The organism is Hoeflea sp. (assembly GCF_984452065.1).
The window spans coordinates 1-22140 of record NZ_CFHWAF010000077.1 but is presented as its reverse complement, the minus strand read 5'-3'; the positions used below and the strand labels follow the sequence as shown (position 1 = coordinate 22140).

The 22140-nt window shown below is 60.8% G+C and carries 23 protein-coding genes; 11 read left to right on the top strand and 12 right to left on the bottom strand.

The window, feature by feature from the left end; translation table 11 throughout:
- The 6 genes from proC to AC5E6N_RS15200 form a co-directional block, all read left to right on the top strand.
- Positions 1-579, top strand: a 579-nt coding sequence (proC, locus tag AC5E6N_RS15225; protein ID WP_491748601.1) for a pyrroline-5-carboxylate reductase, incomplete at its 5' end; no start/stop codon positions are given.
- A 3-nt stretch (positions 580-582) separates the two neighbouring features.
- Entirely contained in the window at positions 583-924 is a 342-nt protein-coding gene (locus AC5E6N_RS15220) for a tRNA-binding protein (protein ID WP_491748600.1), read from the top strand.
- 371 nt (positions 925-1295) lie between these two features.
- Positions 1296-3038 (top strand): PHA/PHB synthase family protein, encoded by a 1743-nt coding sequence (locus AC5E6N_RS15215; protein ID WP_491748599.1) that lies wholly within the window; start codon positions 1296-1298, stop codon positions 3036-3038.
- 3 nt (positions 3039-3041) lie between these two features.
- Complete coding sequence (gene fabI, locus AC5E6N_RS15210) at positions 3042-3815, top strand: enoyl-ACP reductase FabI (protein WP_491748598.1); 774 nt, start codon at positions 3042-3044, stop codon at positions 3813-3815.
- Between the two features lie 13 nt (positions 3816-3828).
- A complete protein-coding gene (locus tag AC5E6N_RS15205) occupies positions 3829-5214 on the top strand; it encodes a bifunctional enoyl-CoA hydratase/phosphate acetyltransferase (RefSeq protein ID WP_491748602.1) in 1386 nt (461 codons plus the stop codon).
- Positions 5211-6410: an acetate/propionate family kinase gene (locus AC5E6N_RS15200; protein WP_491748597.1), complete on the top strand. Its 1200-nt coding sequence runs from the start codon at positions 5211-5213 to the stop codon at positions 6408-6410. The genes AC5E6N_RS15205 and AC5E6N_RS15200 overlap by 4 nt, the downstream gene beginning before the upstream one ends.
- A 73-nt stretch (positions 6411-6483) precedes the next feature.
- Here the strand turns inward: AC5E6N_RS15200 and AC5E6N_RS15195 are convergent, their stop codons facing one another.
- The 3 genes from AC5E6N_RS15195 to AC5E6N_RS15185 form a co-directional block, all read right to left on the bottom strand.
- Positions 6484-7866 (bottom strand): ATP-binding protein, encoded by a 1383-nt coding sequence (locus AC5E6N_RS15195; RefSeq protein ID WP_491748596.1) that lies wholly within the window; start codon positions 7864-7866, stop codon positions 6484-6486.
- Between the two features lie 137 nt (positions 7867-8003).
- Positions 8004-8702: a response regulator gene (locus AC5E6N_RS15190; RefSeq protein ID WP_491748595.1), complete on the bottom strand. Its 699-nt coding sequence runs from the start codon at positions 8700-8702 to the stop codon at positions 8004-8006.
- A gap of 36 nt (positions 8703-8738) precedes the next feature.
- The gene (locus tag AC5E6N_RS15185; RefSeq protein WP_491748594.1) at positions 8739-9221 is read right to left on the bottom strand and encodes a MarR family winged helix-turn-helix transcriptional regulator; all 483 of its coding nucleotides are present in this window, start codon (positions 9219-9221) and stop codon (positions 8739-8741) included.
- A gap of 249 nt (positions 9222-9470) precedes the next feature.
- Between AC5E6N_RS15185 and AC5E6N_RS15180 the strand changes: the two genes are divergently transcribed.
- Positions 9471-10361, top strand: coding sequence for a branched-chain amino acid aminotransferase (locus tag AC5E6N_RS15180; RefSeq protein ID WP_491748593.1), 891 nt, complete (start codon positions 9471-9473; stop codon positions 10359-10361).
- A 108-nt stretch (positions 10362-10469) separates the two neighbouring features.
- Positions 10470-11075: an MBL fold metallo-hydrolase gene (locus tag AC5E6N_RS15175; protein ID WP_491748592.1), complete on the top strand. Its 606-nt coding sequence runs from the start codon at positions 10470-10472 to the stop codon at positions 11073-11075.
- A gap of 1 nt (position 11076) precedes the next feature.
- Here the strand turns inward: AC5E6N_RS15175 and AC5E6N_RS15170 are convergent, their stop codons facing one another.
- The 6 genes from AC5E6N_RS15170 to AC5E6N_RS15145 all read right to left on the bottom strand — a co-directional run bounded on the left by AC5E6N_RS15170 (position 11077) and on the right by AC5E6N_RS15145 (position 15598).
- Positions 11077-11595: a BA14K family protein gene (locus AC5E6N_RS15170; RefSeq protein WP_491748591.1), complete on the bottom strand. Its 519-nt coding sequence runs from the start codon at positions 11593-11595 to the stop codon at positions 11077-11079.
- A gap of 420 nt (positions 11596-12015) precedes the next feature.
- Complete coding sequence (locus tag AC5E6N_RS15165; protein WP_491688902.1) at positions 12016-12231, bottom strand: cold-shock protein; 216 nt, start codon at positions 12229-12231, stop codon at positions 12016-12018.
- 434 nt (positions 12232-12665) lie between these two features.
- Positions 12666-13163 carry a DUF1499 domain-containing protein gene (locus AC5E6N_RS15160; protein WP_491748590.1) on the bottom strand — a complete coding sequence of 166 codons (498 nt, stop codon included), beginning with the start codon at positions 13161-13163 and terminating at the stop codon, positions 12666-12668.
- A 26-nt stretch (positions 13164-13189) separates the two neighbouring features.
- Complete coding sequence (locus AC5E6N_RS15155; protein ID WP_491748589.1) at positions 13190-14323, bottom strand: PQQ-dependent sugar dehydrogenase; 1134 nt, start codon at positions 14321-14323, stop codon at positions 13190-13192.
- Positions 14324-14410: 87 nt separating this feature from the next.
- The gene (locus AC5E6N_RS15150) at positions 14411-14623 is read right to left on the bottom strand and encodes a hypothetical protein (protein WP_491748588.1); all 213 of its coding nucleotides are present in this window, start codon (positions 14621-14623) and stop codon (positions 14411-14413) included.
- Between the two features lie 168 nt (positions 14624-14791).
- Positions 14792-15598 carry an EAL domain-containing protein gene (locus AC5E6N_RS15145; protein ID WP_491748587.1) on the bottom strand — a complete coding sequence of 269 codons (807 nt, stop codon included), beginning with the start codon at positions 15596-15598 and terminating at the stop codon, positions 14792-14794.
- A gap of 151 nt (positions 15599-15749) precedes the next feature.
- Here AC5E6N_RS15145 and AC5E6N_RS15140 point away from each other — a divergent pair, with 151 nt between their 5' ends.
- Together AC5E6N_RS15140 and msrP are read left to right on the top strand one after the other, a co-directional pair.
- The gene (locus tag AC5E6N_RS15140; protein WP_491748586.1) at positions 15750-16952 is read left to right on the top strand and encodes a pyridoxal phosphate-dependent aminotransferase; all 1203 of its coding nucleotides are present in this window, start codon (positions 15750-15752) and stop codon (positions 16950-16952) included.
- A 132-nt stretch (positions 16953-17084) separates the two neighbouring features.
- Positions 17085-18056: a protein-methionine-sulfoxide reductase catalytic subunit MsrP gene (gene msrP, locus AC5E6N_RS15135; RefSeq protein ID WP_491748585.1), complete on the top strand. Its 972-nt coding sequence runs from the start codon at positions 17085-17087 to the stop codon at positions 18054-18056.
- 409 nt (positions 18057-18465) lie between these two features.
- Here msrP and AC5E6N_RS15130 read toward each other — a convergent pair whose 3' ends face one another.
- Positions 18466-19362, bottom strand: coding sequence for a LysR family transcriptional regulator (locus AC5E6N_RS15130; RefSeq protein WP_491688909.1), 897 nt, complete (start codon positions 19360-19362; stop codon positions 18466-18468).
- A gap of 44 nt (positions 19363-19406) precedes the next feature.
- Entirely contained in the window at positions 19407-20372 is a 966-nt protein-coding gene (gene trxB / locus AC5E6N_RS15125; protein ID WP_491748584.1) for a thioredoxin-disulfide reductase, read from the bottom strand.
- A 274-nt stretch (positions 20373-20646) separates the two neighbouring features.
- Between trxB and AC5E6N_RS15120 the strand changes: the two genes are divergently transcribed.
- Positions 20647-21135, top strand: coding sequence for an Lrp/AsnC family transcriptional regulator (locus AC5E6N_RS15120; RefSeq protein WP_491748583.1), 489 nt, complete (start codon positions 20647-20649; stop codon positions 21133-21135).
- 6 nt (positions 21136-21141) lie between these two features.
- On the opposite strand, the gene AC5E6N_RS15115 is transcribed toward AC5E6N_RS15120, so the two are convergent.
- A partial coding sequence (locus tag AC5E6N_RS15115; RefSeq protein ID WP_491748582.1) for a glycosyltransferase family 4 protein occupies positions 21142-22140 on the bottom strand: 999 nt, incomplete at its 5' end.

The following is a 22140-nucleotide window of genomic DNA, read 5'->3' as shown; positions in this document are numbered from 1 at the left end:
CTGCCGCAGTTGAAGCCGCTGGTCGGCTCCGACACGGTTTCGATCTCCATCGCGGCCGGGACGACCATCGAAACGATGGAGCGGCATCTGGGCGACACGGCGATCGTACGCTCGATGCCCAATACGCCGGCGATGGTGGGACGCGGTATTACCGCGGCGGTCGCAAACGGGCGCGTCAGCAAAGAGCAGCGCGAAGAGGCCCACGCCCTGCTCGCGGTGACCGGGCCGGTCGAATGGCTTGACGAGGAAAATCTGCTCGATGCGGTCACCGCCGTCTCGGGCAGCGGACCTGCCTATATATTCCATCTCGTGGAATGTATGGCGGAAGCGGGCAGGAAGGCCGGTCTCGACGCGGACCTTTCGATGCGGCTCGCGCGCGCGACCGTCGCGGGGGCAGGGGAACTGCTCCACCAGTCTGAAGATGATGCCGTGACTCTTCGCAAAAACGTGACCTCTCCAGGCGGAACCACCGCGGCGGCGCTGGAGGTGCTGATGCGCGACGGCAGTATGCAGGCGCTTTTTGATGAAGCCATTGCCGCGGCGGCCCGAAGATCGCGCGAACTCGCGGAGCGCGGATAAACCATGACTGACACGATTTCATGGTCCGATTTCGAAAAGGTCGAGATCCGCGCGGGCACGATCGTCGAGGCTGAGCCTTTCCCGGAGGCGCGCAAACCGGCCATCAAGTTGAAGGTCGATTTCGGTCCCGAGTTCGGCATCCGCAAATCCTCCGCGCAGATCACCAGGCATTATGAGCCGGAAGAGCTTGTCGGGCGGCAGGTGATGGCCGTCGTCAACTTCCCGCCGCGCCAGATCGGCCCGGTCATGTCCGAAGTGCTGGTGCTCGGCTTTCCCGACGAGGACGGCGAGGTGGTGCTGGCCGCCATCGACAAACCTGTGCCGAATGGCGGCCGGCTGTTTTAGCGCCCGACTTTCTCTCCGGTGAGAGGCTGAAACGCCAGCGTGACGAAGCGTCCGCATAGAAGGCACGGAGCGGCACAAGTTCGCGCAGGCGTGTTTTGGGAAGCCGGGCCAGCCGATCGTCGCATTTGCATTTCACCGCTGATCGCATCATATGGGCGCTCCGGACAGTCTTGGAGACTTCTTATTGTGCTGAAGCTCGACCACATCACCGTCATCGCTCCGACGCTTGCCGAACGGTTTGAGGGTGCTCACCTGACACGTTCCTGTGACGGGTCGCTGTCACGATGCGGCCGATAATCTGCGTGTCTGTATTACTTCTGTCACCGTACCTAAATACTAGAAAAGCAAAGCGGACAGGTGGCAGATTCTGAATGAGAGATTTCAACAACAACGAGGCGGGTGTGGGGGCGGACGACACACCCGGCCTTGACGGAAATGGCCGGGTTTTGCGCCAGCAGATAGCCCGGTTGACAGGCGGGACATCGCCGGCATTCGTGCTCAACATGATCAACGATTGGGCCTTGCATCTGGCAAGCGCGCCCGACAAGCAGATTTCCCTCGCATTCAAGGCGCAACAAAACTGGGCGGACTGGATCGGCTATGTCGCCGGCGGATGTCCGGAAGGTGAAAATGAGCGCCCGATTGCGCCAAGGAAAGGCGATCGCCGCTTTGCCGGCGATGCATGGAAGCAAAAACCTTATGCAGCGCTGGCGCAGGCCTTCCTTCTGACCGAGGATTTTGCGAATCGCGCGACGTCGAACGTTCCGGGGCTGAGCCCTCTCCATGACCGGGCCATGACATTCTTGATGCGACAGATGATTGACGCTTTCGCACCCTCGAATTTCCTGCTCACCAATCCGGAGGCGATGGCGCGCACCATCGAGCAACATGGTGAAAACCTGATCAAAGGCGGGACGGCGTTTGTCCGCGACTGGCAGGCGGCGATCGGCGGCAAAAGAAAAAGCCCCGGCAAGGTGGTCGGTCGGGATCTGGCGGTCACCAAAGGCAAGGTTGTCTATCGCAACCACCTGATGGAACTGATCCAGTACGAACCCGTCACCAGGACGGTGCATGCCGAGCCGGTCCTTATCGTGCCCGCCTGGATCATGAAATTCTATATTCTCGACCTCAGTCCTGAAAACTCGATGGTACGATTTCTGACCGAACAGGGCTTTACGGTCTTCATGATCTCGTGGCGCAACCCGGGTGCCGAGGATGCGGGCCTCGGCATGATCGACTATCTGCAACAGGGTCCGATGGCGGCGCTTGAACATATCTGCGAGGCCACGGGTGCAAAAAAGGTGCATACGACCGGCTACTGTCTCGGCGGCACGCTTCTGTCGATTGCTGCCGCCAGGATGGCGCGGGATGGCGATGACCGGCTGCAGAGCATGACCCTCCTGGCTGCGCAGACAGACTTCAGCGAAGCCGGAGAGCTGATGCTGTTCATCAATGAAAGTCAGGTGTCGTTCCTCGAAGATGTCATGGATGCGCAGGGGTATCTGGACTCCGGTCAGATGATGAGCGCCTTTCAGATGCTGCGGTCCAATGACCTGATCTGGTCGCGCATGATTCGCGCCTATCTGATGGGTGACGACGATGCGCCGATGAACGACCTGATGGCGTGGAATGCGGACAGCACGCGGATGCCGGCCCGCATGCACGCGCAATATCTGCGCCACATGTTCCTGAACAACGATTTGGCGGCGGGGCGGTATCATGTGGACGGGCACGCAATATCGTTGCGCGACATTCGCATGCCTGTATTCGGCGTGGGCACCGAGACCGATCATATCGCGCCCTGGCGGTCTGTCTTCAAGATCCACAATCTGGGCCATGCCGATGTGACGTTCGTCCTGACCAATGGCGGGCACAATGCCGGCGTCATTTCCGAGCCCGGGCACCCGCGCCGCCATTTCCGCATGCACACCATCCGTGACAGGGACAAGGCTCTGGCGCCTGAAGACTGGCTGGAGAAAGCATCGTCTCAAGAGGGCAGCTGGTGGCCGGCATGGGCCGAGTGGCTCGTGCGCCATTCCAGCGGCAAATCGGCGCCTCCGCAAATCACCGGCGCGTTGGATGACGCGCCGGGAACCTACGTAAAAATGGAGTAAGGCATGCTGCCGACATCTGATTTTCTTGCCGGTAAACGCGGGCTGGTCGTTGGCGTCGCCAATGAGCAGTCAATCGCGGCGGGATGTGCGCGGGTGTGCCGCGGCTTCGGCGCCGATATCGCGATGACGTACCAGTCCGAGAAATCCCGCAGGTTTATTCAACCCGTCGCCGATGCGGTTGCAAGCGAACTGTTTTTGCCGATGGACGTCACCGATATGGCGCAGATGGATGCGGTCTTCGAGGCGATCAAGGTTCATTGGGGCCGGCTGGACTTTCTGATCCACTCCATCGCCTACTGCCCGCAGGACGATCTGCACGGGCGTGTCGTCGATTGTTCCCGTGACGGGTTCGGGATGGCGATGGACATCTCGGTGCATTCGCTGATCCGTCTGGCGCAGCGCGCCGAGCCGCTGATGGTGGATGGCGGCACGATCCTGACCGTGTCCTACCACGGTGCTGAACGGGTGGTGGACCACTACAATATCATGGGTCCGGTCAAAGCCGCCCTGGAATCAACGGTGCGCTATCTGGCTGTTGAACTCGGCTCAAGGAATATTCGCGTCAACGCGATGTCACCCGGTCCGCTGGAAACCCGCGCAGCATCGGGGATCGCCCATTTTGACAAACTGATCGAGGACGCCAGAAAACGCGCGCCCTTGCACCGTCTGACCACGATCGAGGAGGTGGGCGCCATGGCGGCCTGTCTGGTGTCGGAATTTGCCCGTTCGGTCAGCGGCAATACCGCCTATATCGATGGAGGCCATCATATTGTCTGATCACCATGCCAGCATGAAATACATCGAAAACCGGCCCTTTGAAGAAATAGAGGTGGGCGATCACGCCGAGCTTGTGCGCACACTGACGGCTCGCGATATCGATGCGTTTGCCGTTGTCTCGGGCGATGTGAACCCGGCGCATGTCGATGAAGAATTTGCCCAGGACGATATCTTTCACAAGGTCATTGCACACGGGATGTGGGGCGGCGCGCTGATTTCGACCGTGCTGGGCACGCAATTGCCGGGCCCCGGAACGATCTATCTGGACCAGTCACTTAAATTCCTCAAACCGGTCGGTATAGGCGATACGGTGACGGTGCGTGTGACCGTTGCCGAAAAAGACATTGAAAAGAAGCGCCTGACCCTGGATTGCCAATGTACGAACGGCGATGGCAGCCCGGTTATCACCGGACAGGCCGTGGTGCTCGCGCCGGAGAAGAAAATCCGCCGGCCGCAGGTGGCGATGCCCGACCTGGTCCTGCATCGCAAAGGCGCTGTGCATGACCGGCTTCTGGCGGCGGCGCGGGCGGTGCCGTCTTTGCCGACCGCCGTTGTGCACCCGTGCGATATCCGTTCGCTGGAAGGCGCGCTGGCGGCCCGCGAGCAGGGGCTGATTGCGCCCGTCCTGGTGGGGCCGGAAAAACGGATCACGGCGGTCGCGCAGGAAGGCGGTCTCGATATCGCCGGGCTTGAGATCATCGATACGCGACACAGCCACGCCTCCGCCGAGCGGGCGGTCGAACTGGTGCGCCAGGGGCGGGTACGGTCCCTGATGAAAGGGGCCTTGCACACGGACGAGGTGATGTCTGCCGTGGTCGCAAAGAACACCGGACTGCGCAGTGCGCGCCGCATGAGCCATGTCTATGTCATGGATGTGCCGACCTACTCGAAGCCGCTTATTATCACGGATGCTGCCATCAATATCGCGCCGGATCTGCAAACCAAGGCCGATATCGTCCAGAACGCCATCGATCTGGCCCGCGCCATCGGTATCGGGATGCCCAAGGTGGCAATCCTGTCCGCCGTTGAGACGATCACGCCGCGGCTGCAGTCCACCGTCGAAGCCAGCGCCCTGTGCAAGATGGCGGACCGCGGCCAGATCACGGACGGAATACTGGACGGCCCGCTGGCCTTCGACAACGCCGTTTCGATGCGGGCTGTCGCGAACAAGAACATCCGGTCCGATGTGGCCGGACAGGCCGATATCCTGGTGGCGCCGGATCTCGAGGCGGGCAACATGATCGCCAAGCAATTGATGTATCTGGCCGGCGCCGAGGCGGCGGGCATCGTTCTGGGCGCGCAGGTGCCGATCATGCTGACAAGCCGCGCCGATGGCAACCGGACACGTGTGGCCTCGGCTGCAATCGCCGCATTGTTCAACGAGGCACAAAAGATATGACGGGTATACTGACGCTGAACGCCGGGTCTTCTTCGATCAAATTCGGCCTCTATCTTGACGCGCCGGAACCGGAACAGCTGGTGCATGGCCAGGTCGACGGCATCGGTGATGGCGCGCGACTTGTACTTCATACAAAGGCGGCAACAACCTCGGTCGGGGTGAACGCACCCACGCAAGCCGAAGCGCTCGATGCGGCAATGCAGGCTTTGTCCCCGCATATGAGCGGTCTGGAGATTTCCGGCATCGGCCACCGGATCGTGCATGGCGGTCCGGACTTTGTCGAGCCGGCTGTGTTGACGCGGGATATCCTGCAGGCGCTGGCGGAATTCGAACCGCTGGCGCCATTGCATCAGCCGCACAATCTGGCCGGTGTCGAAGCGGCGCAGGCGGCATTTCCCGGTGCCGTCCAGATCGGCTGTTTCGATACGGCGTTCCACCGCGGGCACCCCTGGGTGAACGACGCTTTTGCACTGCCGCGCGCCTATTACGACCAGGGCATCAGGCGCTATGGATTTCACGGGCTCAGCTACAACTACATTGCGAGCGTGATCGCCGAGCAGTTCCCCGACCTTCACAAGGGCCGTATCATTGTGGCGCATCTCGGCAATGGAGCGTCGATGTGTGCGATACGCAAGGGCCACAGTGTCGGCTCCACCATGGGGTTTTCCGCGCTAGACGGTTTGCCGATGGGCACGCGGTGCGGCCAGATCGATCCGGGTGTCTTGCTGTACCTCATTGAGCAAAGGGGCATGGCGCCGCGGGATTTGATGCACATGCTCTACCACGAGAGCGGGCTTTTGGGGCTGTCCGGATTTACCGGCGACATGCGCGAATTGCTGGCTTCGGACCGGGCGGAGGCCAGGCAGGCGATAGACTATTATGTGTTCCGCGCACGCCGGGAAACAGGCGCGCTATCGGCGGTATTGGGCGGTGTTGACGCCCTCGTTTTCTGCGGAGGGGTCGGCGAAAATGCGAGCCCGATCCGCCAGCGCATCGTTGAGGGCCTCGACTATCTCGGTATCGGCATCGACCCGGAGCTGAACGCAAGAAACGCGCAGGATATCGGAAACGGTCGCACGCGCGTGATGGTGATCCCGACGGATGAGGAACGCGTTATCGCGCGGGCCGTACATTCGCTAAGACGCCGCCGGAGCGGAGACAAGGCACCCCGCCGTCTATCTGCGTCGTCTCTTTAGGTCTCACAACTCGCTCTAATGTCCGCGATGTCTTGTTGCGGGTGTGCGAGAGCGGCCTGTTCCCGGTATTCCTTTACGCCGGCACGCGGATGACGGCCTGGAGGCCGCCCATCGGGCTCTCGGCGAGGGTGATATCGCCGCCGTGGCTGCGGGCGATGTCGCGGGCGATGGCGAGACCGAGACCGGTGCCGCTCTTGTCCTGATTGCGTGCCTCGTCGAGACGGAAGAAGGGTTTGAAGACATCCTCGCGCAAATCGGCGGGAATGCCGGGACCGTCGTCGTCGATGACAATGGTCAGCCATCCGGTGCGGATGGTGGCCTGGACATTGATGTTCCGCGCATGCCGGCAGGCATTCGAGGCCAGGTTGATGACCAGCCGCGAAAAAGCGTTCGGCCGCACCTTGACGAGCGGCTCGCCGTCGATGGCGCAGGTGATGTTGCGGCCATGGACCCGCGCATGCTCGTCCAGCTTGACAAAGAGTTTCTGCAGGTCCAGTTCGCCGACGTCCTCCTGCGCTTCGCCGCGTGCGAACGACAGGTAGCCTTCAAGCATGGACTGCATATCGTCGATGTCGTCATTGAGGCGCGCCGTCTCTGCCTCGTTGCCGACGAGCGCCAGTTGCAGCCGGAAGCGCGTCAGAATGGTGCGCAGGTCGTGGCTGACGCCGGTCAGCATCGCGGTGCGTTGTTCGATCTGCCGCTCGATGCGCTCGCGCATGCGGATAAAGGCGAGGCCGGCGCGGCGGATTTCGTCGGCCCCTCGAGGCCGGAAATCCTCCGGCATCCTCTGTCCCTTGCCGAAGCTCTCGGCAGCATCGGCAAGGCTGAGGATCGGTTTGATCTGGCCGCGCAGGAACAGGATGGCGATGATCAGAAGGACCAAGGAGGTTCCGACCATCCACAACAGGAAAATATGCGTGTTGGACGCATAGGCCTGGCTGCGGCGGGCAAAGACGCGCAGGACCTTGTCATCGAGCAGGATGCGGATCTCGACAAGGTTGGAATCGCCGATCGTGTCGATCCAGAACGGACGCTTGATCTGCCTGGTGATCTCCTCGCTGAGGATGGAATCCAGGATCGAGAAGAAGGGTTTGGAGCGCGGAGGCGGCAGCGCTCCTTCCGGCTCTATCGCGATGTTGAGCTGCAGCCGGTCGCGGGCGATGCGGGTGATCTCGTCGAAATTGGCGTCCTGGGGATAGGTGTCGATCACGTCGATGATCGCGGCGATGTCGCGGGTGACCGCCGTCGACAGGCGCTGGGTGACGGTTTGCCAGTGCCGCTCCATGAAGACAAAGGCGATCACCGACTGCAGGATGACCATGGGCAGGATGATGATCAGGAGCGTGCGGCCGTAAAGACCCGTCGGAACGCGGCGGGTGAACCAGCGCGTGTAGCGCCTTATGCCTTTCGGCGGATAGCGTTCGTATTCGCGCCGTATGGAATCGATCGTTGTCATAAACCGGTCCTGCAAGCGCGGTCATAGCCGGGACGTGCCTGCACCGCGCGGCCCCCTTATAGCAAAGAAACCGTGAGCCGGCCCGACAAAATCGCGTTAAACGACTGGCCGTGCAGGCGAATATCCGGGTATGCGCCCTATTCGACGCTCAGCCGGTAGCCGATGCCGCGGACGGTCTGCAGCCACATGGGATTGGCCGGGTCTTCCTCGATCTTGCGGCGCAGGCGGTTGATCTGAACGTCGATGGTGCGCTCGCCGATATCGATATCCTCGCCCACCAGTTCGTGCCGGGGAATGGTTTCTCCCGGCCGCTGGGCGAAATGGACCATGATTTCCTGTTCCCGGTCCGTCAGGCGCACGACTTCGGCGCCGCGTTTCAACTCGCGCCGCGCCAGGCCGAACGTATAGGGTCCGAAGACGATCTGTTCGATCTGGGGAATGTCGGGCGGGCCGCCGCGCTTGAGAATATTGTTGATGCGCAGCACCAGCTCACGCGGATCGAACGGCTTTGCAAGATAGTCGTCGGCGCCGGCTTCGAGGCCTTCGAGACGGCTGCTGATTTCCGCAAGCGCCGTCAGCATCAATATCGGCACGTCGCGTATCTCGCGCAGCCCCTTGGTCAATGCAACGCCGGTTTCGCCGGGCATCATGACGTCGACGATCAGCAGATCGAACTCGAGACCTTCCAGCTTGCGCCGGGCCTCGGCCGCGTCCGCGGCGGTGGTGATGCGAAAACCCTGATCGCTGAGATAGCGGTTCAACAGGTCGCGAATTCGCGTGTCGTCGTCCACGACAAGCAGATGTGCAGCGTTGTCGGAAAGCGCTTCAGCCGGCATGCCGCCTCCTCATCGTTGTCGCCAAAACCCCATCGGTCAATCCCGGTCTACCAGGCCCTGCAGGAATCGTCTGATCAGCTTCTGCCCCTCGGGATCGATGCCCCTTAGTGCTTCGGTTATGCGGCGAGACTGTGGCCGAGCCAGTTCCAGGGCCAGTTCCCGACCCTTATGAGTCGGATAGAGACGCCTTTGCCGGCGGTCGTTCGGTCCTTCAACCTGGTGGATATAACCTGAATCCACCAACTGCTTCAGAACCCGCGCAAGGCTCTGCTTGGTGATGCGCAAAGTGTCAAGCAGGTCGGCGACGGTCATGCCGGGCTGGCGATTGACAAAGTGCACCACCCGGTGGTGGGCCCGGCCGAAGCCGAATTTCGCGAGAATCGCATCGGGGTCGGACGTGAAGTCGCGATAGGCGAAATACAGCATCTCGATGATCTCGAAATCGATCCCGTCACTTTCCGAGAGCGGGCCGGTTATGGTGTCGGCGTCCGGTATTTTACGTGCCCTGTCGGACGGCATGATGTCTGTCCCTTTCAAAGTCGCCCATCCGGCCGACATAATATTTCAAATATGTCAGCCTTGTTGACATAATTTGATGCTATTGATAGCCTCATCCTGCGTCAAGGATGTAAAACCCTCCATGGACACGGGTCCCGGCGTTTTTGCGGCTTTGAGCTTCGCACGCCCCATTTCCGGTTCTCCATGGGCTTTTCTCATACCCGGCGAATACAACATCCAAGGAAGCGCGACGGCGCTGGAGGTAACGCAATGGCATCGGTCCCCTTCGATCAGCTTGAGGGCGAAATCTGGTATAATGGCGCGTTCGTTCCATGGAAGGACGCCAAGCTGCATGTGCTGTCCCACGGTCTGCACTATGCCAGCTCCGTGTTCGAGGGCGAGCGTGCCTATGGCGGCGTGATTTTCAAGCTGCGCGAGCACACCGAAAGGCTGCACAATTCCGCCGAGCTGCTCGGCTTCGATATACCCTACAGCGTCGAGGAAATCGACGATGCCTGCAATGAACTCCTGAAGCGCCAGGGTTTCGAGGATGCGTATGTGCGCCCGGTCGCATGGCGCGGCAGCGAAATGATGGGCATTTCGGCGCAGCACAACCGCATAAATCTGGCGATCGCCATCTGGCAGTGGCCCTCCTATTTCAGACCGGAAGAACGGCTCAAGGGTATTCGTCTCGACATGGCGGCCTATCGGCGCCCGGACCCGGCCACGGCCCCGTCTAAATCAAAGGCCGCCGGCCTCTACATGATCTGCACGCTGTCCAAGCACGAGGCGGAATCCAGGGGCTATGCGGATGCGCTGATGCTCGACTGGCGCGGCCGGGTGGCGGAGGCCACGGGCGCGAATGTGTTCTTCGTCAAGGACGGCGTCATTCACACGCCGACGCCTGACTGCTTCCTCGACGGCATCACCCGCCGTACGGTCATCGAGCTTGCCCGCAAGCGCGGCTATGAAGTCGTCGAACGGGCGATCATGCCGGAAGAAATGGAAGGTTTCGAAGGATGTTTCCTCACCGGCACGGCGGCCGAGGTCACACCGGTTTCGGAGGTCGGTCCGTATCGCTTTACCGTCGGCAAAATCACCACCAATCTGGTGAACGACTACGCGCGGGCTGTTCAGCCGGTACGTGAGGCGGCCGAATAGCGCGGGGACAATCCCGTTGCGGCAGGGCGCGCGCCATCCGGGTTGCGCGCCCTTTGTCTTGCCTTCCTCTTCGGGGCCGTCGACACCTCAACAACCAGGGATATGACCATGGGCCAGATACAGGCCGGCATCGTGCCGGTGACCGATTTTCAGCAGAACTGCACGATCCTTTTCGATTCCGACAGCAAGAAAGGTGTCGTGATCGATCCGGGCGGGGATGTTGCGGCGATACAGGAGGTCCTTGAGAAGAACGGAATCAGCATCGAGGCGATCTGGCTGACACACGGGCATATCGATCACGCCGGCGGGGCGATGGACCTCAAGGAGGCGCTCGATGTCGCGATTGTCGGGCCGCATGAGGACGACAGACCGCTGCTCGAGGGGCTTGAGGATCAGGCGCGTATGTTCGGCCTTGCGGGCGGCGTGCGCAATGTCAGCCCCGACCGCTGGCTGTCGGAGGGCGAGAAGGTCTCGTTCGGCGACCATGCGTTCGAGGTTTTCCATTGTCCCGGCCATGCGCATGTGGGGGACGTGCTTTTCCGCGGCTCGATCGGCCGCACGGATCTTCCGGGCGGCAACCATCAGCAACTGCTCGATTCCATTCGAGACAAGGTGCTGCCGCTGGGTGACGAGGTCGGCTTCATCTGCGGCCATGGGCCCGGCGGACGGATTGGCGAGGAGCGCCTCACCAACCCGTTTCTCAAAGGCCTGTGACCTAGCGTGCGACGCAGAAGTGGTCGTAGCCGTCATAGCCCCTGAAATTGCCCGTCGCCGGGTTGAATGAACGATAACGCCGGCTGCAGTAGCGATACCATTCGTCCGTCCAGGGTTCATATTTGCCCTCGGCATAGACCGGTGCGGGCCTGGGGGCCGGCGGATAATAGTCGTTTGACGGCCGGTCATAGGCTCCAGGTGGCGGGTTATAGGCACGCCGGGGCTCCACATAGCGCCGCTGGGGAGGCGGGCTGCTCAGCAAGGCGCCGGTGATCAATGCGCCTGCCGCGAGCCCCAGAATTCCGTAGAGAACCGCGTCGTCGCCATTGTTTTTCTCGATGACGACGGGGCCGCGGTGGCGCTTGTGCCTGCGGGGTTTGGGGCCGTACCAGCCGCGCTCGCCATGGTGGTCATGATAATGCCGGTGGCCGCGATCATGGGCGTGGGATTGTGAGAGCGGCGCAAGGGTTGCAGCTGTGACTGCAAGCGTTGCGACAAGCACTTTGACCGGATTTCCCATCTTACCATTCCTCTCGATTGTCATCCTGATGCGATCTGTCCTTCGCCTGGAATGACACGCTAGTCGGCGCTGCCTGAACCGAAGCTGAACGCATAAAAACGCCGGTCGAGACCCGGCGTGAGAGATAGGATGTCAGCGGTCAGCGTCCGCCGGCCGCAAAGCCCATAAGAGCAACGGCGGCGGCATTGCGAATGCCCTTGTGGACGACGACGGGCGGGCGGTGCTGATGACGACCGCGCAGATAGCGGGTGCGGGCCTTCCTGTGATGGCCGGACTTCCTTTCGGATCGGACTCTCATGTTCGGGCAAGGAACGGAAACTGAATGGAAGTCTTTAAGATATTGAAGAAAACTGATGTGCTGCTGAAAAAATGGCCGCCGACAGAATGTCAGGCGGCCTTTATGCGGTACCCGTGACCGGATTACTCCACGACCGTCAGATTGACGGCCTTCGGTCCTTTTCCGCGACGGTCAGGTTCGGTATCGAACGACACTTTCTGGTTTTCAAGAAGTGTCTCCAGGCCCGAATCCTTGAGGGCGGAAATGTGAACGAAGATGTCAGACTCGCCGCTATCGGGTTTGATAAAACCGAAACCCTTGTCGGTGTTGAAAAACTTTACAGTGCCAGTCTCGGCCATGCTTTCAGGTCCTCTTTGTGTCCGCAGGCAATTGCCCGCACGTCGTCGGTTTTACCCGTTGGACGGGTAAGGCAGGCAGTTCTCGAAAGTTTCGGAAAGGTCCCTGTTATCGTGATCCCTTTTACGCTCGTTTCAGCAGGGTGTGGGTTCACCCGGAATATTATGCGTCTCCGGTCCGCATGGCTATCTGTAGGATTCCCGTGTTCGCAAATTGCCCGAACGCGCGATAGAGTGATGCAGGTGGCGCAAATAAGCAAGAAAAAGTTTTATGACAGATCTGTATTGCAACTCACATTGGCAAGCCAAATCGCTGTGCCCGTAAAGGATTAGGGCTTAAATGACATTTTGGTTCAGGCCGATGCGACAAAATGCGTCAATGCCGATCACGACGAAACCGTTCAGGTCACCCGGCCGCAAGGCTTTTGCCGATCGCTTCAGATGTCGTTGAGATAGGCTTCCAGCCGTGCCCGGTTGGCGCCGAAATCGAGCCGTCCGAGCTGGGCGCGGGCATGGGCTATGATGCCCGTCTTCCCGTCCGGCATTTCGACAAGCTGGAAGCTGACAAGATCGGGAAAGCGCATCAGCGGCGAATAGGTGACGAAGCGCACATGCGCGGGATCGGTTGCGTCGTCGACCCGGCGGGCAAGCGCGTCGGCGGCGGCGACCCGATCCGCAAGCTTTGCCGCGAGTTGTCCGGGCTCCTCGCCAAAGGCGGGCAGGGTAAAGTCGCAATCCTCGCGCAATCCCGCCGAGCAGGCCAGGGCATCATTTGCCGTCGGGCTGCGCCGGACGACCGAAAGGTCCATCCGGCCCCGGTCGGGGCTGCCGGCGATCAGCAGCCAGCTCCGCTCGCGCCCGTAGGCAAAAAACAATATGGCGATGCAAACGACCGCGAGGACCAGCAGGCCGGCCGCATAGGCAATGAATTTCAAAACGGGCTCCTTAAACCGGGCTTTCTCTAGTTGCGCGAAATACGCAGCAAAGCGCCGTCCGGTTCGTCCGTCAGGACAAGGAGCGAGCCGTCAGGGGCGCTTTTGACATCCCGCAACCGGCCGTATCGTCCTTCCAGCAGATTTTCCTCGCCGGTGATGTTGCCGGCGCTGTCACGGTCCACGCGCACCAGCATGCGGTCCTTCAGTGCGGCGACCAGAAAGTCGCCGTCCCATTCCGGAAACATGGAGCCGCGGTAGACCGTCATGCCGCCCGGTGCGATCGAGGGATCCCAGTAGTGGATCGGCTGCTGATAGCCGGGCGCGTCGGAGCCGATGCCGATCTTGGCGCCGGAATAGTGCCGGCCGTAGGAAATGACAGGCCAGCCATAATTGAGACCGGGTTCCGGCTGATTGATTTCATCGCCGCCGCGTGCGCCGTGTTCGACCGCGTAAAGCGTCCCTGTTTTACTGTCGATATCCATGCCTTGCGGGTTTCGGTGCCCCTTTGACCAGAGTTCCGAGAGTGCCTTGTCGTCGGAGACGAAAGGATTGTCGGCCGGAATTGAGCCGTCCGGGCCGACACGCAGAACAGCGCCGGCATGGTCCATCAGATCCTGGGAACGTGCTCCGTCGCCACGGTCGCCGATCGAGAAGAAGATCGTGTCATCTCCGGCGACGGCGATGCGGGAACCGAAATGCTGGCCGCGCCGTGTCTTGCGGTCCATCGAAAAAATGACATCCACGTCTTCCAGCCGGGCGCCCCCGGCGTCACGCGCCAGCTTGGCGCGCGCCAGGGCGGTTCCCGCGCCGCCACGGCCGGGCTCGGAGAAGGTGAAATAGATGGTCCCGCTCTGGTCGAAGTCGTTTGCGAGCGCGACGTCCAGCAGACCGCCCTGGCCGCCGACGGCGATCTCCGGCAGCCCGTCCAGCGGCGCGGAGAGCGTGCCGTTCTCGACGATCCGCATGCGGCCGGGACGTTCGGTCACAAGAAAAGCGCCGTCGGGCAGAGTCTCGACACCCCAGGGGTGCTCAAGTCCGTCGGCGACCGTTTCCACGCGGATGTCGACTTTTTTCGTCGCATAGGTATCGGCGGCGATTGCCGGCGCGGTTGCGATCGTAAATATGGCGGCAACGGCGCCGGTCTTCGTCAGTATGCGCATGTCCAGACCTTCTGGTTTATTTGGCGGAAGCGTCAAGACGAAGATAGGGTTTTGTTTAGCGAGTTAAAGTTCTTTCGCGGAGCGGGTTCAATCGCGCCCGGCCGAAGCGCGCAATGTGCAGCTCATACCGTGATCCATGCACGTTTCGGTTTTTGGCGGCGTGTCAACGGGTTTGCCTTCGGCGACGAGATTGGTGAACAGGAGGGCGCAGGCGGCAATGGCCAAAAAGGTCAGTTTTACCCTCTTGCGCGCATCCTGCGCCTGCCTGCTGGCATCGAGATAGTTACCGTCCAGTTCCATCGTCAGCCTCCATTCTCGTGACCCGCCTCAAGCCGTCTGTCGGCACGATGAGCTAAGACCCGGAAATGGACTCTATGGAGACGGAATTGGGGCGCGGATGGACTTTTGTCGTGGTGATTTTGTGTCGGGCTTTACGACTGGAAGGTGGCAAGTCCGGCGCTCGGCCCGTCAGGCTGCATTGTGGCGGAAAATACCGGAAAACCGTGTTGGAGCCAGCTGCGGCCGGGCCAGAGCGAAACCCTGCACGAAATCGGCGCCGGCGCCCCAGGCAAGGTCCACCTGGTAGTCCTCCTCCAGCCCCTCGACCACGACCTGCGCTCCGTCCTGTCGGAAGCGATCGACAGCATCCTTCAGCGCCGAAAAGCCGCTTTGGCTTGCCATCAGCCGTTTAACCCAGACGGAATCCAGCTTGACGATATCGGGCCTGATCAGTTTGACGCGCCGCGCATCTGACGATTGTGTGCCAAAATCGTCGACGGCGATCTTGAAGCCGTGTTCCCTCAGGTTTTCCGTCAGATAAACGAGGCGGTTTGGCGCGCCAGCGTGCCCTTCGGTCATTTCGCAGACAATCCTGCGGGGAGAAAAACCGCCCGTCGCGGCGTCCCTTTTCATCCGGATCACTTCAAAAGCGACCTGCCGGTGGCTCTCGTAAACGCCGGGATCGAAATTCAGGAAGAGCAGGCTGTCGTTGACCGGGTCGAGCGCGGCGTTTGCTATGTGTATCCTGCGGCAAAGCGCATCGACATTGAGGCGCTCGCCGTCGCCGATGCGGGTGAAGAACTCGGCGGGGCTGAAAGCGTTGCCGTTGAAAAACAGCCTCAGAAGACCCTCGAGGCCGCGCAGCACCAGAGCGCCCGAGCGGTTCCGGCCGATGATCGGCTGCAGCGCCGTCTTCATGACGAAAGGTCCGAAGGAGGCGGTCGACGAGCCGTCCGTTTCGGAAAGGATCCGACCGTTCGCGCTGGATTCGGCCATTTCCTCTCCCCGGACATTATCCCCGCAAGCCAGACGCGATTGCCGTGTTCCGCGAGCGGCTTGAACTTCGCGCCTTGATTCGACATAGGATTATACACGAAACGGGAAGCCGTCCCGTTTATGCCCCTTGGCTCAAATGGAGAATTCCGACATGGCGTTTCTTGCCGATGCGCTTTCGCGCGTAAAGCCTTCAGCCACAATTGCCGTCTCACAGAAAGCGCGGGAGTTGAAAGCCCGGGGCCGCGACGTCATCGGGCTTGGCGCGGGCGAGCCGGATTTCGACACGCCTGACAATATCAAGGACGCGGCGATCGATGCGATGCGGCGCGGCGAGACGAAATACACGCCCGTTGCCGGAATTCCCGAACTGCGCAAGGCGATCTCGGACAAGTTCCTGCGCGAGAACGGGCTGGCGTACACACCCGATCAGGTGATTGTCGGCACCGGCGGAAAACAGATTCTTTTCAACGCGCTGATGGCGACGCTCAATGCCGGAGACGAAGTCGTCATCCCGGCGCCTTACTGGGTGAGTTATCCGGAGATGGTGGCGATCTGCGGCGGTACGGCGGTGTTTGCACAGACCCGCCTCAAGGACGCATTCAAGCTTGATCCGCAGGCTCTTGAAGACGCCATAACACCGAAGACGAAATGGCTGATTTTCAACTCGCCGTCCAACCCCTCCGGAGCGGCCTATAGCGAAAGCGAGCTGCGCGCATTGACCGACGTGCTGCTCAGGCATCCGCATGTCTGGGTGCTGACCGATGATATGTATGAGCACCTTTGTTATGACGGGTTCCAGTTCAAGACGCCTGCGCAGGTCGAGCCGAAGCTCTACGAGCGGACCCTGACGATGAACGGCGTGTCGAAAGCCTATGCCATGACGGGCTGGCGGATCGGTTATGCGGGCGGCCCACGGGAGTTGATCAAGGCCATGGATATGATCCAGGGCCAGCAGACCTCCGGCGCGAATTCCATTGCCCAATGGGCGGCGGTGGAGGCGCTGAACGGTCCGCAGGATTTCATCGAACGGAACAAGACGATCTTTGCCGGCCGCCGCGATCTCGTGGTCTCGATGCTCAACCAGGCCAATGGCATCTCCTGTCCGACGCCGGAGGGGGCGTTCTACGTCTATCCGTCCTGTGCCGGTCTGATCGGCAAGACGGCGCCGTCCGGCAAGACGATCGAGAGTGACGAGGACTTCGTGACGGAGCTGCTGGAGACCGAGGGCGTTGCGGTGGTTCATGGCTCGGCCTTCGGTCTCGGCCCGAACTTCAGGATCTCCTACGCGACGTCGGAGGAACTGCTGGAAGAGGCCTGCCACCGTATCCAGCGTTTTTGTGCCGCCTGCAGATAGGTTACGGCAACGGGTCGAGCCGGACACCACATTGTGAAGTGGCATGAATTGTTTGTGCCGGCGGCCATCTTATGATCCCCGGCAGTTGGCGGCGCGCCGGACAGCGCTGTGCATGCTGCTGGAGGGCCGGTTTTGCCAAACGTGCTTCACAAACCATCCTGGGCGCTGAGTGAGGCTCAGGCCACGCCCGAAGAGGTGTTCTTCAACAGGCGTGAAATCATCAGAGGCTTCGGACTGACCGGTCTCGGCATTGCCGCCGCTATTGCCGCTGGTCCCGGACGGGCGAGGGCCGATGACGATCCGACCGCCGATCTTTACCCGGCCGAACGCAACCCGGCCTACAGGCTCGATCGCGAACTCACGCCCGAAGATGTCAACGCGACCTACAACAATTTCTACGAGTTCGGTTCCCACAAGCAGATCTGGAGGGCGGCGCAAGCCTTGCGGACAAGCCCGTGGGATATCGAGATCGACGGGCTTGTGGAAGAACCCTTCACAATCGGCTTTGAGGACCTGGCGCGCCGCGTCCAGTTGGAGGAAAGGCTCTACCGGCATCGTTGCGTCGAGGCCTGGTCCATGACGATCCCGTGGACGGGATTTGCGCTCAAGGATCTGGTGGCGATGGCGAGGCCCCTGTCTTCAGCCAGATATATCCGCTTCGAGACGTTCCTCGATCCGCAGATGGCGGCAGGGCAGAAGCAGCGCTGGTATCCATGGCCCTATGTGGAAGGGGTGACCATCGATGAGGCGGCAAATGATCTCGCATTCATGGTGACCGGCGCTTACGGCAAACCGCTGGCCAAACAGTTCGGCGCGCCGATCCGTCTGGCGCTGCCGTGGAAATACGGCTTCAAGTCGATCAAGTCCATTCGCCGCATAAGCTTCACGGACCGGAGACCGGTGAGTTTCTGGGAGGAGGTCCTGCCGCAGGAATACGGCTTCTGGGCGAACGTCAATCCGGGCGTGCCGCATCCGCGCTGGAACCAGCATCAGGAACGGATCCTGCATACGGGCCTTTATATGCGCACGCAGATGTTCAACGGATATGGTGAGCAGGTTGCCCATCTCTATGAGGGCAGGCAGGGAGAAAAGCTCTACATGTAGGCAAAAAAAACGGGCCTTGAGATTGCTCTCCGGCCCGTAAAATCGGAAGGTTTAAAACGAAACCTCCAGAGGGGAACACAGCCGACGAAGATGGCACTGGGAGGAGAAGTCCATCAGAACTCGCCGGCTTCATTGGATATGTTGATTTCATCGCGGATTTGCAAGGGATCGGCTCGCATGGCAGCTATGCGTTTTGTGCAAGGCTGAACAAATCGATAATTTTCCGCTTTTTTGTACCGGCTATCTGATTTGTAAAAAGATATACGGATCAATATCTAAAGATAAGTTGCTTTACCTTTACTGTAAGGGCTTCCCCGCCGATTCCGGCGGCGTGAGTCCTTTCGGTCGTGTCGTATTTTTGTGAATGTTCGCGTTGAGCGGACATCGTAAAAGGCCCATTGGACGCCCGTCAATACTTCCAGTTCCGCGCCTTGGAAATCAGGAAATCCCGGAATGCCTTGAGCTTGGCCGAGCCGCGCAGTTCCTCCGGATAGCAGAAGAAGCCCGAGAAGGACGGGACATCGGAATCGATGTCCAACTGCACCAGGCCGTCGGCATGGCTGACCATATAGTCGGGCAGCATGGCAATGCCGATGCCGAGCTGAGCGGCGCGTTTGACCGACGGCATATTGTTGATCTGCATCTGCGGCACGCGAGGATTGCTGACCGGCCGTCCGGCGACCTCCAGCCAATTGACGTCGAGCAGATAGTTCGGCGCCGGTTCGCCGAAGGTGACAATGCGGTGGTCGTCAAAATCGGAGACATGTTCCGGCTTGCCGTAGCGGTTGAGATAGGCCGGTGATGCGTAGACGTGCATGTGGACCGTGAACAGCTTGCGCTGGATGAGGTCCGGCTGCTGAGGCTGGCGCAGACGGATGGCGCAGTCCGCATGCCGCATGCTGACGTCGAGTTCCTCATTGTCGAGAAGCAGTTGCACCTCGATATCCGGGTAGAGCTCCATGAACTCCTGCATACGGTCTGTAAGCCACACCGAGCCGAGGCCCACCGTGGTGGTCACACGCAGCTTTCCGCTCGGCTTGTCGGTTGTCTCGGAAAGCCGGACCCGGACCGCCTCCAGCTTCAGCAAAACGTCATGCGCGGTGCGGTAAAGCAGTTCGCCCTGCTCGGTCATGATCAGGCCGCGGGCATGGCGGTGGAAGAGCGGCACGCCGATATCCTGCTCGAGCGCGCTGACCTGGCGGGAGATCGCCGATTGGGAAAGGTGCAGCTTTTCCGCCGCATGGGTGAATGAACCCGCTTCGGCGGCGGCGTGAAAGATACGCAGTTTGTCCCAATCGAGCGGCATCGTCTGCTCCCCTCGGGCCGCCGCCCGGGCGGCCGCCCCTTGTTTTATTCCGCCGCGTCGGCCAGCGGTTCGGCTTCAGCCAGAAACTTTTCGGCTTCGAGTGCTGCCATGCAGCCCATTCCGGCGGCGGTCACCGCCTGGCGGTAAATATCGTCGGTCACGTCGCCCGCCGCAAAAATGCCGGCAATATCGGTGGCGGTGGAATCCGGCGCAGTCCAGAGATAGCCGTTGGATTTCTGCTTCAGCTTGCCTTCGAACAGGGCGACCGACGGCGCGTGGCCGATGGCGATGAAGACGCCGTCCGTCGGGTGACCTGTGATCTCGCCGGTCTTGACGTTTTTCAGCCGCACGCCGGTGACGGAGGGCGGTGTGGTGGTTTCTCCGGTTATTTCCTCAAGCTGGCTGTCCCAGACAATGTTGATGTTGTCCTTGGCCATCAGCCTTTGCTGCAGGATCTTTTCCGCCCTCAACTCGTCGCGCCGATGGACCAGGGTCACGGTTTCGGCGAGATTTGAAAGATAAAGCGCTTCCTCGACCGCGGTGTTGCCGCCGCCGATGACCACGACCTTCTTGCCGCGGTAGAAAAAACCGTCGCAGGTCGCGCAGGCCGACACGCCGAAACCCATGAATGTCTGTTCGGACTCGATGCCGAGCCACTTCGCCTGCGCGCCGGTCGCGATGATCAGTGAATCGCAGGTATAGTCCTGGCCGGAATCGGTCTTGAGCCGGAACGGACGCACATTGACGTCGACGTCGGTGACCAGATCGTTGACGATCTCAGCGCCGACATTCTCCGCCTGTTTGAGCATCTGTTCCATCATCCACGGTCCCTGGACCGGATCGGCATAACCGGGGTAGTTCTCGACATCGGTGGTGATGGTAAGCTGGCCGCCCTGTTCCATGCCGGCGATCAGCACCGGTTCAAGCAGTGCGCGGGCGGCGTAAATGGCCGCCGTATATCCTGCCGGTCCCGAGCCGATAATCAGCACACGTGCGTGGCGGGTGGTCATGGGTGTTTTCCTGTTTATTGCAGATGGCGCCGGGCCACTGTTGGATGTTCGAATGCCGGTCGCGCAAGGTCTCGGCCGATATGCGGCAAATGTACGTAGTCATACCCTGCCTGTTCAAGGGCAGCATTTGCGTTTTCACACAGTTGTGGCGCTAAAGTGTATCCCTTCAAGGTCGGGGGAGAGCGCGGCGGCTATTGAAGAAATAATCTTGCGTGAGCGCGCAATAACTGATCAAATCAAAAGATCTTTTTCGATCCGAAGGGACCTTTTGGCCATGCCGTTTCGGGCTGATCTCGACCAAATCGATCTGAAGATCCTGCGGGAACTTCAGGATCATGGCCGAATCACCAATGTGGAACTGTCGGAACGGGTGGGCATTTCCGCGCCGCCCTGTCTTCGCCGGCTGCGCAAGCTTGAAGAAAGCGGGATCATCGAGGGCTACCGGGCCATGCTCAACGGACCTTCGCTGGGTTACGATCTGGTGGCTTTCTGCATGATCGGACTGACGCTGCAGTCGGAGGTCAATCTGCGCGCCTTTGCCGACAAGACCCAGCAATGGCCGATTGTACGGCAGTGCTGGATGGTGTCGGGCGAATCGGACTTCCTGCTTCATTGTGTCGCCTCGGATCTTGCGACATTCCAGGATTTTGTCATTGACGAACTGACGGCCGCCGACAATGTCGATACGGTGCGCACCATGCTGACCATCCGCCAGGTGAAGGATGAGGGGCCGATCGATCTGAGTGCCGAATTTAGCGCCTGATATATCTTACGCCCGGCTCCACAACGTTTCATAGACGTCGTGAATGCCGTCGATTTCCTTTTCGATGCCGAACTGTTCGACGGCGCGGTTTCGTGCATTGCTGCTCTTGAGGGCAAGCTCCATCGGATTGCCGATCAGGTGGCGCACGGCCTGCGACAGGGTCTCGGCGGTGGGCTCCGCCACGATCGTTCCCGCCCTGTCCTCATCGATGAAGCGGGAAAAGAAACCGGTTCGGCTCGCGACGATGGGCACGCCGCTTGCCATCGCTTCGAGCGGGGTTATGCCGTAGCCCTCATAGCGCGGCGGCGCGACCAGAAGCGACAGGGCGCGGACGATGTTGGATATCGTGTCGGACGGCAATTCGCCGGCAAAGATGATCCTTGCGGACAGGCCTGCTGCCTCGACCCGCCGCTGCAGGTCGGCGGCAAAGGCCCGGTGCTGCGGCGTTGCCTTTCCGATGACGAGCGCGGTCGCGTCTGGGAAATCCGGCAACACCCGGATCATCGCGTCGACAAAAAGATCCGTACCCTTTTCCGGTCGGATGCGACCGATCGTGGCAATGCCGAAACGGCCGGGATATCCGGTTTGTCGCCAGGCTTCATCCCGGTCGTCGGCCGGATGGAAGCGCTCTGTGTCGATGCCGTGATGGACAACGGCCTCGACATTGGGAACCAGTGCGGCCGCTTCCTGTGTCGTCGCGATCACGGCATCCATGCGGGCAATCAGAAAACGTGGAAATGCGGAGTGACGGCGCCTGGCGGCGGAGGTGAACACGATGCGCACGGGACACCGCAGCATGTCCCGTGCAAACAGCGCGGCGCGCATTTCATTGTTGCGCCGGACATGCCACAGGATATGCGAGCGGCCCGCCGGCGGCGTGCGCGAGAGGCTGAAGGCCTGCCGGACCGATATGGAAGCGGGGCAACCGGGAAGGGCCCGTCCGGCGAGCCGCATGTCATAACGGCCTGCCTGCAGGCGGGCGACGGCTGCAGCCGTCGCCCGCCT

Coding starts and splice junctions, on each gene's coding strand:
- AC5E6N_RS15185 (WP_491748594.1), bottom strand. CDS start 9,221: ATGCCGTCCGACAGGGCACGTAAAATACCGGACGCCGACACCATAACC.
- AC5E6N_RS15155 (WP_491748589.1), bottom strand. CDS start 14,323: ATGCGCATACTGACGAAGACCGGCGCCGTTGCCGCCATATTTACGATC.
- AC5E6N_RS15150 (WP_491748588.1), bottom strand. CDS start 14,623: ATGGAACTGGACGGTAACTATCTCGATGCCAGCAGGCAGGCGCAGGAT.
- AC5E6N_RS15165 (WP_491688902.1), bottom strand. CDS start 12,231: ATGGCCGAGACTGGCACTGTAAAGTTTTTCAACACCGACAAGGGTTTC.
- fabI (WP_491748598.1), top strand. CDS start 3,042: ATGCTGCCGACATCTGATTTTCTTGCCGGTAAACGCGGGCTGGTCGTT.
- AC5E6N_RS15220 (WP_491748600.1), top strand. CDS start 583: ATGACTGACACGATTTCATGGTCCGATTTCGAAAAGGTCGAGATCCGC.
- AC5E6N_RS15215 (WP_491748599.1), top strand. CDS start 1,296: ATGAGAGATTTCAACAACAACGAGGCGGGTGTGGGGGCGGACGACACA.
- AC5E6N_RS15120 (WP_491748583.1), top strand. CDS start 20,647: ATGCCGTTTCGGGCTGATCTCGACCAAATCGATCTGAAGATCCTGCGG.
- AC5E6N_RS15190 (WP_491748595.1), bottom strand. CDS start 8,702: ATGCCGGCTGAAGCGCTTTCCGACAACGCTGCACATCTGCTTGTCGTG.
- AC5E6N_RS15145 (WP_491748587.1), bottom strand. CDS start 15,598: ATGGCCGAATCCAGCGCGAACGGTCGGATCCTTTCCGAAACGGACGGC.
- AC5E6N_RS15130 (WP_491688909.1), bottom strand. CDS start 19,362: ATGCCGCTCGATTGGGACAAACTGCGTATCTTTCACGCCGCCGCCGAA.
- AC5E6N_RS15200 (WP_491748597.1), top strand. CDS start 5,211: ATGACGGGTATACTGACGCTGAACGCCGGGTCTTCTTCGATCAAATTC.
- trxB (WP_491748584.1), bottom strand. CDS start 20,372: ATGACCACCCGCCACGCACGTGTGCTGATTATCGGCTCGGGACCGGCA.
- AC5E6N_RS15140 (WP_491748586.1), top strand. CDS start 15,750: ATGGCGTTTCTTGCCGATGCGCTTTCGCGCGTAAAGCCTTCAGCCACA.
- AC5E6N_RS15175 (WP_491748592.1), top strand. CDS start 10,470: ATGGGCCAGATACAGGCCGGCATCGTGCCGGTGACCGATTTTCAGCAG.
- AC5E6N_RS15205 (WP_491748602.1), top strand. CDS start 3,829: ATGAAATACATCGAAAACCGGCCCTTTGAAGAAATAGAGGTGGGCGAT.
- AC5E6N_RS15195 (WP_491748596.1), bottom strand. CDS start 7,866: ATGACAACGATCGATTCCATACGGCGCGAATACGAACGCTATCCGCCG.
- AC5E6N_RS15180 (WP_491748593.1), top strand. CDS start 9,471: ATGGCATCGGTCCCCTTCGATCAGCTTGAGGGCGAAATCTGGTATAAT.
- AC5E6N_RS15170 (WP_491748591.1), bottom strand. CDS start 11,595: ATGGGAAATCCGGTCAAAGTGCTTGTCGCAACGCTTGCAGTCACAGCT.